This is a genomic window from Escherichia sp. R1 (genome assembly GCF_003000935.1).
GTDB lineage: Bacteria > Pseudomonadota > Gammaproteobacteria > Enterobacterales > Enterobacteriaceae > Escherichia > Escherichia coli.
Genome location: NZ_PSRU01000017.1, coordinates 99,690 through 112,745 on the forward strand (window position 1 = coordinate 99,690; position 13,056 = coordinate 112,745).

Annotated in this window: 9 protein-coding genes and 1 tRNA gene; 9 read left to right on the forward strand and 1 reads right to left on the reverse strand. The window is 50.3% G+C overall.

Features of this window, described 5'->3' with window-relative positions; all coding sequences use genetic code 11:
* Positions 1-455 precede the first annotated feature (455 nt).
* Complete coding sequence (locus C4F37_RS19705) at positions 456-2,081, forward strand: phosphoethanolamine transferase (RefSeq protein WP_001357719.1); 1,626 nt, start codon at positions 456-458, stop codon at positions 2,079-2,081.
* Positions 2,082-2,088: 7 nt separating this feature from the next.
* On the opposite strand, the gene argG is transcribed toward C4F37_RS19705, so the two are convergent.
* Positions 2,089-3,432 carry an argininosuccinate synthase gene (argG, locus tag C4F37_RS19710; RefSeq protein ID WP_000207680.1) on the reverse strand — a complete coding sequence of 448 codons (1,344 nt, stop codon included), beginning with the start codon at positions 3,430-3,432 and terminating at the stop codon, positions 2,089-2,091.
* A 347-nt stretch (positions 3,433-3,779) separates the two neighbouring features.
* Between argG and C4F37_RS19715 the strand changes: the two genes are divergently transcribed.
* The 8 genes from C4F37_RS19715 to pnp all read left to right on the forward strand — a co-directional run bounded on the left by C4F37_RS19715 (position 3,780) and on the right by pnp (position 13,036).
* A tRNA-Met gene (locus C4F37_RS19715) sits at positions 3,780-3,856 on the forward strand.
* A 206-nt stretch (positions 3,857-4,062) separates the two neighbouring features.
* Complete coding sequence (rimP, locus tag C4F37_RS19720; protein WP_001300397.1) at positions 4,063-4,515, forward strand: ribosome maturation factor RimP; 453 nt, start codon at positions 4,063-4,065, stop codon at positions 4,513-4,515.
* A 27-nt stretch (positions 4,516-4,542) separates the two neighbouring features.
* A complete protein-coding gene (nusA, locus tag C4F37_RS19725; RefSeq protein WP_001031057.1) occupies positions 4,543-6,030 on the forward strand; it encodes a transcription termination factor NusA in 1,488 nt (495 codons plus the stop codon).
* Positions 6,031-6,054: 24 nt separating this feature from the next.
* Positions 6,055-8,727, forward strand: coding sequence for a translation initiation factor IF-2 (gene infB, locus C4F37_RS19730; RefSeq protein WP_000133044.1), 2,673 nt, complete (start codon positions 6,055-6,057; stop codon positions 8,725-8,727).
* A gap of 163 nt (positions 8,728-8,890) precedes the next feature.
* On the forward strand, positions 8,891-9,292 hold the full coding sequence (rbfA, locus tag C4F37_RS19735; RefSeq protein WP_001040205.1) for a 30S ribosome-binding factor RbfA: 402 nt from the start codon (positions 8,891-8,893) through the stop codon (positions 9,290-9,292).
* Positions 9,292-10,236, forward strand: a complete 945-nt coding sequence (gene truB / locus C4F37_RS19740) for a tRNA pseudouridine(55) synthase TruB (RefSeq protein ID WP_000089698.1) — start codon at positions 9,292-9,294, stop codon at positions 10,234-10,236. Before rbfA ends, truB begins: the two co-directional genes overlap by 1 nt.
* A gap of 148 nt (positions 10,237-10,384) precedes the next feature.
* The gene (gene rpsO / locus C4F37_RS19745; RefSeq protein WP_000059466.1) at positions 10,385-10,654 is read left to right on the forward strand and encodes a 30S ribosomal protein S15; all 270 of its coding nucleotides are present in this window, start codon (positions 10,385-10,387) and stop codon (positions 10,652-10,654) included.
* A gap of 246 nt (positions 10,655-10,900) precedes the next feature.
* The gene (gene pnp / locus C4F37_RS19750; RefSeq protein ID WP_001539821.1) at positions 10,901-13,036 is read left to right on the forward strand and encodes a polyribonucleotide nucleotidyltransferase; all 2,136 of its coding nucleotides are present in this window, start codon (positions 10,901-10,903) and stop codon (positions 13,034-13,036) included.
* The last annotated feature ends 20 nt before the right edge of the window (positions 13,037-13,056 follow it).

Sequence of the window (13,056 nt, forward strand, 5' to 3'; positions counted from 1 at the left end):
ATTCCAGAAAGACGCTGAAAAGCGTCTTTTTTCGTTTTGGTCCTGGTCTGAGGAATGGTTGTCAGGTATCTGTATCTCGTCCAGTTGTTTTACTCGTAGCTGGTACCTTGAAACGATGGTGCCGGTATGCCTTAGTTATAAGCTTTTCCCTTCTGCTGACATAATTGGCACTTTATTGTGTCAACTCCATTTCCGGTACGAATACGGATATGTTTACTCCTCGATAAACCATCCTGCCCCTGTCAGTATAACTACTGATGGCTACGTTCTGCGTAATGTTTAGAGACGCATTGATAATGTTATTTAATTACTGAGAACGCAATGGCCGCATCATTTAAAAAGAAAAAATCTAACAGTGTTTCGGTCTGATATGGATCAGAGTTGAAAAACATGTCTGATATAAAATTGAACATTGTTGATAATTGTTTATATTGGTTGTGAACTTGGATTTCTGGATGACAGTATTCAACAAATTTGTTAAAAGTTTTAAATCTCATTGGTTGTTGTATCTTTGTGTTATTGTTTTTGGTATTACGAACTTAGTCGCTTCTTCCGGAGCGCATATGGTTCAGCGATTGCTGTTCTTCGTTCTGACCATCCTGGTTGTTAAACGTATATCATCCCTTCCGCTTCGCCTGCTTATTGCCGTACCATTTGTGTTACTGATTGCGGCAGATATGAGTATTAGCCTCTATTCATGGTGTATCTTTGGTACAACTTTCAATGATGGATTTGCGATTAGTGTGCTGCAGAGTGATCCGGATGAAGTTGTCAAAATGCTGGGAATGTATATCCCTTATCTATGTGCTTTTGCCTTTTTATCCCTTCTTTTTTTTGCAGTAATAATAAAATATGATGTTTCCTTGCCGACAAAAAAAGTGACAGGAATATTATTGCTGATTGTCATTTCGGGCAGTTTATTTTCCGCTTGTCAATTTGCTTATAAAGATGCAAAAAATAAAGAGGCGTTCAGTCCATATATACTAGCGTCGCGATTTGCTACCTATACGCCGTTTTTCAATCTCAATTATTTTGCTTTAGCAGCGAAAGAGCATCAAAGATTACTCTCAATTGCAAACACGGTGCCGTATTTTCAACTATCAGTCAGGGATACAGGTATTGATACCTACGTGTTGATTGTGGGGGAGTCTGTACGTGTCGACAATATGTCTTTGTATGGATATACACGCTCTACGACACCGCAAGTCGAAGCACAAAGAAAGCAGATCAAACTGTTTAATCAAGCAATAAGCGGTGCACCTTACACTGCGCTGTCGGTTCCCCTTTCTTTAACTGCTGATTCTGTTTTGAGTCATGACATTCATAATTACCCGGACAACATTATTAATATGGCTAATCAAGCAGGATTTCAGACTTTCTGGCTAAGCTCGCAATCCGCTTTTCGGCAGAATGGTACAGCAGTTACCAGTATCGCCATGCGCGCCATGGAAACAGTCTATGTCAGAGGATTTGATGAATTGTTGTTGCCGCATTTATCGCAAGCGTTACAGCAAAAGACGCAGCAAAAGAAACTGATTGTTCTTCATTTAAATGGAAGCCATGAACCGGCTTGTAGCGCCTATCCGCAATCCAGCGCTGTGTTTCAACCGCAGGACGATCAGGATGCCTGCTATGACAACTCCATTCATTACACAGATAGTTTGCTAGGTCAGGTTTTTGAATTATTAAAAGATCGCCGCGCCTCGGTCATGTATTTTGCCGACCACGGCCTGGAACGCGACCCTACGAAGAAGAACGTCTATTTTCATGGAGGCAGGGAGGCTAGCCAGCAGGCGTATCATGTCCCGATGTTTATCTGGTATAGCCCCGTTCTAGGGGATGGCGTGGATCGCACAACGGAAAACAACATCTTTTCGACAGCTTACAATAATTACCTTATTAATGCGTGGATGGGGGTAACAAAGCCGGAACAGCCGCAAACGCTTGAGGAAGTGATTGCACACTATAAAGGAGACTCACGGGTTGTGGATGCAAACCATGATGTTTTCGATTATGTGATGCTCAGAAAGGAGTTTACAGAGGATAATCAAGGTAACCCCACCCCTGAAGGGCAGGGTTGATGTCGAATTACTGGCCTTTATTTTCCAGATTCTCCACCTGCGGCACCCCTGAAGCGGCAGAGGAGGAGAGCAGGCCAGTTTTGGCATAACCGAAAAGTTTCTCGCGGGTATCGGTGATATCCAGGTTACGCATGGTCAGTTGACCGATACGATCATCTGGCGAGAACACCGAGTCGCCTTTTTCCATCGTCAGACGCTCTGGCTTGTAGGTCAGGTTCTCTGAGACGGTATTCAGGATTGAATAATCGTTCCCGCGGCGCAGCTCCAGAGTAACTTCACCAGTGATCTGGCTGGCAACCCAGCGTTGCAGAGAGTCACGCAGCATCAGCGCCTGGGAATCAAACCAACGTCCCTGGTACAGCAGGCGGCCCAACTGACGACCATGCGCGTGATACTGCTCAATGGTGTCTTCGTTGTGAATACCGGTCAACAAACGTTCATACGCAATGTGCAGCAGTGCCATCCCAGGGGCTTCATAAATGCCGCGGCTTTTTGCTTCGATGATACGGTTTTCAATCTGGTCGCTCATGCCCAGGCCGTGACGACCGCCGATGCGGTTAGCTTCCAGCATCATTTCTACGTCGTCGCTAAAGGTTTTACCGTTCAGCGCCACCGGATGACCTTGCTCAAAGCGTACTGTGACTTCTTCTGCCGGGATTTTCACGCTCTCATCCCAAAACTTCACGCCCATAATTGGGTTGACGATTTTGACGCTGGAGTTGAGGTATTCCAGATCCTTCGCTTCATGCGTTGCACCAAGCATGTTGGAGTCCGTGGAGTAAGCTTTTTCGACAGACATTTTGTAGTCGAAACCGCAGGCAATCATAAATTCAGACATCTCATGACGGCCACCCAGTTCATCAATAAAGTCAGTATCAAGCCACGGTTTGTAAATCTGCAGTTCAGCATTGGTCAGCAGACCGTAACGGTAGAAACGTTCGATATCGTTTCCTTTATAGGTGCTGCCGTCACCCCAGATATTCACGCCATCTTCTTTCATAGCAGCAACCAGCATGGTGCCGGTCACGGCGCGGCCCAGCGGCGTCGTGTTGAAATAGGTCAGTCCACCAGTGGTGTTATGAAATGCGCCACACTGAATAGCGGCAATACCTTCGGCCACCAGTTGTTTGCGGCAGTCGATCAGACGTGCGTTCTCCGCGCCGTATTCCATGGCACGACGAGGGATCGCATCATAATCCTCTTCGTCTGGCTGGCCCAGGTTTGCAGTATATGCATAAGGAACAGCTCCCTTTTGTCGCATCCACAGCAGTGCGGCACTGGTGTCCAGACCGCCGGAAAAAGCGATACCAATACGTTGACCTACCGGGAGATGCTTGAGAATCGTCGTCATAAAATAACACCCTGCTTAATTAACTGATGATGAGCCTGGATTTCTGCTCTCACTGAATTTTTATGCAAAATAAATGAGTTTTCATTTAATCATCTTTTATCGGAGACAGGAAGAGTTTAGTGTGTTTTTTGTAAAATAATGCGCTTAAGGGAAAGCAGGAGAAGGTAAAAGTATTCAACAAATGAAAGTGAACTGGATATTCATTCACGTGATTAGCAATAAACGTTGACAAAATGTGGCGTGGATCACTATAATGCCTGCAGATTTTACGTCCCGTCTCGGTACACCAAATCCCAGCAGTATTTGCATTTTTTACCCAAAACGAGTAGAATTTGCCACGTTTCAGGCGCGGGGTGGAGCAGCCTGGTAGCTCGTCGGGCTCATAACCCGAAGGTCGTCGGTTCAAATCCGGCCCCCGCAACCACTTTCCCTTAGAGTCCTTTTTCAAATATACTGTGAAGACTTCGGCCTTCGTAGTGGGATTTGAAAAAATCCTTCTGGAAAGTGCTCCAGACCGCAGTTGCGGTTATAGGGTTCAGTTATATAAAGCCCCGATTTATCGGGGTTTTTTGTTATCTGACTACAGAATAACTGGGCTTTAGGCCCTTTTTTTATGTCTTGGGGGTGGGCTTGTCCACATTAGAGCAAAAATTAACAGAGATGATTACTGCGCCAGTTGAGGCCCTGGGTTTTGAACTGGTTGGCATCGAATTTATTCGCGGTCGCACATCCACACTGCGCATCTATATTGATAGTGAAGATGGCATCAATGTTGATGATTGTGCTGATGTGAGCCACCAGGTAAGTGCTGTGCTGGATGTTGAAGATCCCATCACCGTTGCTTATAACCTGGAAGTCTCCTCACCGGGTCTCGATCGCCCACTGTTCACGGCTGAACACTACGCCCGTTTTGTCGGAGAAGAGGTGACTCTGGTTCTCCGTATGGCGGTACAAAACCGTCGTAAATGGCAGGGCGTTATCAAAGCGGTAGACGGTGAAATGATCACAGTTACCGTCGAAGGTAAAGATGAAGTGTTCGCGCTGAGTAATATCCAGAAGGCGAACCTGGTTCCCCACTTTTAATAGTCTGGATGAGGTGAAAAGCCCGCGATGAACAAAGAAATTTTGGCTGTAGTTGAAGCCGTATCCAATGAAAAGGCGCTACCTCGCGAGAAGATTTTCGAAGCATTGGAAAGCGCGCTGGCGACAGCAACAAAGAAAAAATATGAACAAGAGATCGACGTCCGCGTACAGATCGATCGCAAAAGCGGTGATTTTGACACTTTCCGTCGCTGGTTAGTTGTTGATGAAGTCACCCAGCCGACCAAGGAAATCACCCTTGAAGCCGCACGTTATGAAGATGAAAGCCTGAACCTGGGCGATTACGTTGAAGATCAGATTGAGTCTGTTACCTTTGACCGTATCACTACCCAGACGGCAAAACAGGTTATCGTGCAGAAAGTGCGTGAAGCCGAACGTGCGATGGTGGTTGATCAGTTCCGTGAACACGAAGGTGAAATCATCACCGGCGTGGTGAAAAAAGTAAACCGCGACAACATCTCTCTGGATCTGGGCAACAACGCTGAAGCCGTGATCCTGCGCGAAGATATGCTGCCGCGTGAAAACTTCCGCCCTGGCGACCGCGTTCGTGGCGTGCTCTATTCCGTTCGCCCGGAAGCGCGTGGCGCGCAACTGTTCGTCACTCGTTCCAAGCCGGAAATGCTGATCGAACTGTTCCGTATTGAAGTGCCAGAAATCGGCGAAGAAGTGATTGAAATTAAAGCAGCGGCTCGCGATCCGGGTTCTCGTGCGAAAATCGCGGTGAAAACCAACGATAAACGTATCGATCCGGTAGGTGCTTGCGTAGGTATGCGTGGCGCGCGTGTTCAGGCGGTGTCTACTGAACTGGGTGGCGAGCGTATCGATATCGTCCTGTGGGATGATAACCCGGCGCAGTTCGTGATTAACGCAATGGCACCGGCAGACGTTGCTTCTATCGTGGTGGATGAAGATAAACACACCATGGATATCGCCGTTGAAGCCGGTAACCTGGCGCAGGCGATTGGCCGTAACGGTCAGAACGTGCGTCTGGCTTCGCAGCTGAGCGGTTGGGAACTCAACGTGATGACCGTTGACGACCTGCAGGCTAAGCATCAGGCGGAAGCGCACGCAGCGATCGACACCTTCACCAAATATCTCGACATCGACGAAGACTTCGCGACTGTTCTGGTAGAAGAAGGCTTCTCGACGCTGGAAGAACTGGCCTATGTGCCGATGAAAGAGCTGTTGGAAATCGAAGGCCTTGATGAGCCGACCGTTGAAGCACTGCGCGAGCGTGCTAAAAATGCACTGGCCACCATTGCACAGGCCCAGGAAGAAAGCCTCGGTGATAACAAACCGGCTGACGATCTGCTGAACCTTGAAGGGGTAGATCGTGATTTGGCATTCAAACTGGCCGCCCGTGGCGTTTGTACGCTGGAAGATCTCGCCGAACAGGGCATTGATGATCTGGCTGATATCGAAGGGTTGACCGACGAAAAAGCCGGAGCACTGATTATGGCTGCCCGTAATATTTGCTGGTTCGGTGACGAAGCGTAATAAACTGTAGCAGGAAGGAACAGCATGACAGATGTAACGATTAAAACGCTGGCCGCAGAGCGACAGACCTCCGTGGAACGCCTGGTACAGCAATTTGCTGATGCAGGTATCCGGAAGTCTGCTGACGACTCTGTGTCTGCACAAGAGAAACAGACTTTGATTGACCACCTGAATCAGAAAAATTCAGGCCCGGACAAATTGACGCTGCAACGTAAAACACGCAGCACCCTTAACATTCCTGGTACCGGTGGAAAAAGCAAATCGGTACAAATCGAAGTCCGCAAGAAACGCACCTTTGTGAAACGCGATCCGCAAGAGGCTGAACGCCTTGCAGCGGAAGAGCAAGCGCAGCGTGAAGCGGAAGAGCAAGCCCGTCGTGAGGCAGAAGAATCGGCTAAACGCGAGGCGCAACAAAAAGCTGAACGTGAGGCCGCAGAACAAGCTAAGCGTGAAGCTGCTGAACAAGCGAAACGTGAAGCTGCGGAAAAAGACAAAGTGAGCAATCAACAAGACGATATGACTAAAAACGCCCAGGCTGAAAAAGCCCGCCGTGAGCAGGAAGCTGCAGAGCTCAAGCGTAAAGCTGAAGAAGAAGCGCGTCGTAAACTCGAAGAAGAAGCACGTCGCGTTGCTGAAGAAGCACGTCGTATGGCGGAAGAAAACAAATGGACTGATAACGCGGAACCGACTGAAGATTCCAGCGATTATCACGTCACTACTTCTCAACATGCTCGCCAGGCAGAAGACGAAAGCGATCGTGAAGTCGAAGGCGGCCGTGGCCGTGGTCGTAACGCGAAAGCAGCGCGTCCGAAGAAAGGCAACAAACACGCTGAATCAAAAGCTGATCGTGAAGAAGCACGCGCAGCAGTACGTGGCGGTAAAGGCGGAAAACGTAAAGGTTCTTCGCTGCAGCAAGGCTTCCAGAAGCCTGCTCAGGCCGTTAACCGTGACGTTGTGATCGGCGAAACTATCACCGTTGGCGAACTGGCGAACAAGATGGCGGTTAAAGGCTCTCAGGTCATCAAAGCGATGATGAAACTGGGCGCAATGGCAACCATCAACCAGGTTATCGATCAGGAAACCGCACAGCTGGTTGCTGAAGAGATGGGCCATAAAGTTATCCTGCGTCGTGAAAACGAGCTGGAAGAGGCGGTAATGAGCGACCGTGACACGGGTGCTGCGGCTGAACCGCGCGCGCCGGTTGTGACCATCATGGGTCACGTTGACCACGGTAAAACCTCTCTGCTGGACTACATTCGTTCAACGAAAGTGGCCTCTGGCGAAGCGGGCGGCATTACCCAGCACATTGGTGCATACCACGTTGAAACTGAAAACGGCATGATCACCTTCCTGGACACCCCGGGGCACGCCGCGTTTACTTCAATGCGTGCTCGTGGTGCGCAGGCAACGGACATCGTAGTCCTGGTTGTTGCTGCCGACGACGGTGTGATGCCGCAGACCATCGAAGCAATCCAGCACGCGAAAGCGGCGCAGGTACCGGTGGTGGTTGCAGTGAACAAGATCGATAAACCAGAAGCTGATCCGGATCGCGTTAAGAACGAACTCTCCCAGTACGGCATCCTGCCGGAAGAGTGGGGCGGTGAAAGCCAGTTCGTACACGTATCTGCGAAAGCGGGTACCGGTATCGATGAACTGCTGGACGCTATCCTGCTGCAGGCGGAAGTTCTGGAGCTGAAAGCGGTACGTAAAGGTATGGCGAGCGGTGCGGTTATCGAATCCTTCCTCGATAAAGGTCGTGGTCCGGTTGCTACCGTTCTGGTACGTGAAGGTACTCTGCACAAGGGCGATATCGTTCTGTGTGGCTTCGAATACGGTCGTGTTCGTGCGATGCGTAACGAACTGGGTCAGGAAGTGCTGGAAGCGGGTCCGTCCATTCCGGTGGAAATCCTCGGCCTGTCCGGCGTACCGGCTGCGGGTGATGAAGTTACCGTTGTACGTGACGAGAAGAAAGCGCGTGAAGTTGCACTCTATCGTCAGGGTAAATTCCGCGAAGTTAAACTGGCGCGTCAGCAGAAATCTAAACTCGAGAACATGTTCGCCAACATGACCGAAGGCGAAGTTCACGAAGTGAATATCGTCCTGAAGGCAGACGTACAGGGTTCTGTCGAAGCGATCTCCGACTCCTTGCTGAAACTGTCTACTGACGAAGTTAAAGTGAAGATCATCGGTTCTGGCGTAGGTGGTATCACCGAAACCGACGCCACCCTGGCTGCGGCGTCCAACGCCATCCTGGTTGGCTTTAACGTACGTGCTGATGCCTCTGCACGTAAAGTGATTGAAGCGGAAAGCCTGGATCTGCGTTACTACTCCGTCATCTATAACCTGATTGACGAAGTGAAAGCGGCGATGAGCGGTATGCTGTCTCCGGAACTGAAACAGCAGATTATCGGTCTGGCGGAAGTTCGTGACGTGTTCAAATCGCCGAAATTTGGTGCCATCGCAGGCTGTATGGTTACCGAAGGTGTGGTTAAACGTCACAACCCGATCCGCGTTCTGCGTGACAACGTGGTTATCTACGAAGGCGAGCTGGAGTCCCTGCGCCGCTTCAAAGATGACGTTAACGAAGTCCGTAACGGTATGGAATGTGGTATCGGCGTTAAGAACTACAACGACGTCCGCACTGGCGATGTGATCGAAGTATTCGAAATCATCGAGATCCAACGTACCATTGCTTAAGGTTTTTAGGGTTCCATGCGGGATAAGGCGTTTACGCTGCATCCGGCATGGATTGCCTGATGTGACGCTGGCGCGTCTTATCAGGTCAACGTGAACAGCCCTTCCACCTGAAATTAATTTTAAAAAGGGGCTAACAGCCCCTTTTTTGTCAGGAGAATTTATTATGGCGAAAGAATTTGGTCGCCCGCAGCGCGTAGCGCAGGAAATGCAAAAAGAGATCGCTCTCATCCTGCAGCGTGAAATTAAAGATCCTCGTCTGGGCATGATGACCACCGTTTCCGGTGTCGAAATGTCTCGCGACCTGGCGTATGCCAAAGTATATGTGACGTTCCTCAACGACAAAGATGAAGACGCGGTTAAAGCGGGCATCAAAGCGTTGCAGGAAGCTTCTGGTTTCATCCGCAGCCTGCTGGGGAAAGCGATGCGCCTGCGTATCGTGCCGGAACTGACCTTCTTCTACGACAACTCTCTGGTTGAAGGGATGCGCATGTCAAACCTGGTGACCAGCGTGGTCAAACATGACGAAGAACGTCGTGTTAACCCGGACGACAGCAAGGAGGACTAATGAGTCGTCCTCGTCGTCGCGGTCGCGACATTAACGGCGTTTTGTTGCTGGATAAACCGCAGGGGATGTCCAGCAACGATGCGCTGCAAAAAGTGAAACGGATTTATAACGCCAACCGTGCCGGGCATACCGGTGCGCTGGACCCGCTGGCGACCGGCATGTTGCCAATTTGCCTCGGGGAAGCGACGAAGTTTTCCCAGTATCTGCTGGACTCCGACAAACGCTATCGGGTCATTGCGCGTCTTGGGCAGCGTACCGATACTTCTGATGCCGACGGACAAATCGTTGAAGAACGTCCGGTAACCTTTAGTGCAGAGCAACTGGCGGCGGCGCTGGATACCTTCCGTGGCGATATCGAACAGATCCCTTCGATGTATTCAGCACTGAAATATCAGGGCAAAAAACTGTACGAATACGCGCGTCAGGGCATTGAAGTTCCACGTGAAGCGCGCCCGATTACCGTTTATGAATTGCTGTTTATTCGCCATGAAGGCAATGAGCTGGAGCTGGAAATTCACTGCTCAAAAGGCACTTATATCCGCACTATCATTGACGATCTCGGCGAAAAACTCGGTTGTGGCGCGCATGTTATTTACTTGCGTCGTCTGGCGGTAAGTAAATATCCGGTTGAACGGATGGTGACCCTGGAACATCTGCGTGAACTGGTTGAGCAAGCCGAACAGCAGGATATTCCGGCTGCGGAGTTACTTGATCCATTACTGATGCCAATGGACAGTCCAGCTTCGGACTACCCGGTGGTGAATCTTCCGTTAACGTCTTCTGTTTACTTCAAAAATGGTAACCCAGTTCGTACATCCGGTGCGCCGCTGGAAGGACTGGTTCGCGTTACAGAGGGTGAGAACGGCAAGTTTATCGGTATGGGCGAAATTGACGATGAAGGCCGCGTTGCGCCTCGTCGCCTGGTGGTTGAATACCCGGCGTAATGTTAACCGTCTTGCGATAACAGGTCGCTACGAGTAGAATACTGCCGCTTAACGTCGCGTAAATTGTTTAACACTTTGCGTAACGTACACTGGGATCGCTGAATTAGAGATCGGCGTCCTTTCATTCTATATACTTTGGAGTTTTAAAATGTCTCTAAGTACTGAAGCAACAGCTAAAATCGTTTCTGAGTTTGGTCGTGACGCAAACGACACCGGTTCTACCGAAGTTCAGGTAGCACTGCTGACTGCACAGATCAACCACCTGCAGGGCCACTTTGCAGAGCACAAAAAAGATCACCACAGCCGTCGTGGTCTGCTGCGCATGGTTTCTCAGCGTCGTAAACTGCTCGACTACCTGAAACGTAAAGACGTAGCACGTTACACCCAGCTCATCGAGCGCCTGGGTCTGCGTCGCTAATTCTTGCGAGTTTCAGAAAAGGGGGCCTGAGTGGCCCCTTTTTTCAAGCTGACGGCAGCAATTCACTGGAAACTAATGTATTGTTGCTATGAATGATCTTCCGTTGCAGAGGTTCGCGCGGCTAATGAGAGGCTTTACCCACATAGAGCTGGGTTAGGGTTGTCATTAGTCGCGAGGATGCGCAGAAGATCGGGTATTAACACCAGTACCGTAAGGTACTGTCCAAGAAAGAGAAAGGATATTACATTGCTTAATCCGATCGTTCGTAAATTCCAGTACGGCCAACACACCGTGACTCTGGAAACCGGCATGATGGCTCGTCAGGCTACTGCCGCTGTTATGGTTAGCATGGATGACACCGCGGTATTTGTTACCGTTGTTGGTCAGAAAAAAGCCAAACCAGGTCAGGACTTCTTCCCGCTGACCGTTAACTATCAGGAGCGTACCTACGCTGCTGGTCGTATCCCGGGTAGCTTCTTCCGTCGTGAAGGCCGCCCAAGCGAAGGCGAAACCCTGATCGCGCGTCTGATTGACCGCCCGATTCGCCCGCTGTTCCCGGAAGGCTTCGTCAACGAAGTTCAGGTTATCGCCACCGTGGTTTCTGTTAACCCGCAGGTTAACCCGGATATCGTCGCGATGATTGGTGCTTCCGCAGCACTGTCTCTGTCTGGTATTCCGTTCAATGGCCCGATTGGTGCTGCCCGTGTAGGTTACATCAATGACCAGTACGTACTGAACCCGACTCAGGATGAACTGAAAGAGAGCAAACTGGACTTGGTTGTTGCCGGTACAGAAGCTGCCGTGCTGATGGTTGAATCTGAAGCTGAACTGCTGAGCGAAGATCAGATGCTGGGCGCAGTAGTGTTCGGTCATGAACAACAGCAGGTTGTTATTCAGAACATCAATGAACTGGTGAAAGAAGCCGGTAAACCGCGTTGGGACTGGCAGCCGGAGCCGGTAAACGAAGCGCTGAACGCGCGCGTTGCTGCGCTGGCTGAAGCTCGTCTGAGCGATGCTTACCGCATCACCGACAAACAAGAGCGTTATGCGCAGGTTGATGTCATCAAATCTGAAACCATCGCGACACTGCTTGCTGAAGACGAAACCCTGGACGAAAACGAACTGGGTGAAATTCTGCACGCTATCGAGAAAAATGTTGTTCGTAGCCGCGTACTGGCAGGCGAACCGCGTATCGACGGTCGTGAAAAAGATATGATCCGTGGTCTGGATGTGCGTACTGGTGTGCTGCCGCGTACTCACGGTTCTGCGCTGTTCACCCGTGGTGAAACGCAGGCGCTGGTTACCGCAACGCTGGGTACTGCTCGTGACGCGCAGGTTCTTGATGAACTGATGGGCGAACGTACCGATACCTTCCTGTTCCACTACAACTTCCCTCCGTACTCCGTAGGCGAAACCGGCATGGTCGGTTCTCCGAAGCGTCGTGAAATTGGTCACGGTCGTCTGGCGAAGCGCGGCGTGCTGGCAGTAATGCCGGATATGGACAAATTCCCGTACACCGTACGTGTTGTGTCTGAAATTACCGAATCCAACGGTTCCTCTTCTATGGCTTCCGTGTGCGGCGCGTCTCTGGCGCTGATGGACGCAGGTGTGCCGATCAAAGCTGCCGTTGCGGGTATCGCAATGGGTCTGGTGAAAGAAGGCGACAACTACGTTGTACTGTCTGACATTTTGGGCGACGAAGATCACCTGGGCGATATGGACTTCAAAGTTGCGGGTTCCCGTGACGGTATATCTGCATTGCAGATGGATATCAAAATTGAAGGTATCACCAAAGAGATCATGCAGGTTGCACTGAACCAGGCTAAAGGTGCGCGTCTGCATATCCTGGGGGTAATGGAACAGGCGATCAACGCGCCGCGTGGCGATATCTCTGAGTTCGCACCGCGTATCCATACCATCAAGATCAACCCGGACAAGATCAAAGATGTTATCGGTAAAGGCGGTTCTGTAATCCGTGCTCTGACCGAAGAAACCGGCACCACCATCGAAATTGAAGATGACGGTACTGTGAAGATCGCAGCGACCGGCGGCGAGAAAGCGAAACACGCGATTCGTCGTATCGAAGAGATCACTGCAGAAATCGAAGTGGGCCGCGTCTACAATGGTAAAGTGACCCGTATCGTTGACTTTGGCGCATTTGTTGCCATTGGTGGCGGTAAAGAAGGTCTGGTCCACATCTCTCAAATCGCTGATAAACGCGTTGAGAAAGTGACCGATTACCTGCAGATGGGTCAGGAAGTACCGGTGAAAGTGCTGGAAGTTGATCGCCAGGGCCGTATCCGTCTGAGCATTAAAGAAGCGACTGAGCAGTCTCAACCTGCTGCAGCACCGGAAGCTCCGGCTGCTGAACAGGGCGAGTAAGGTTGCCATTTGCCCTCCGC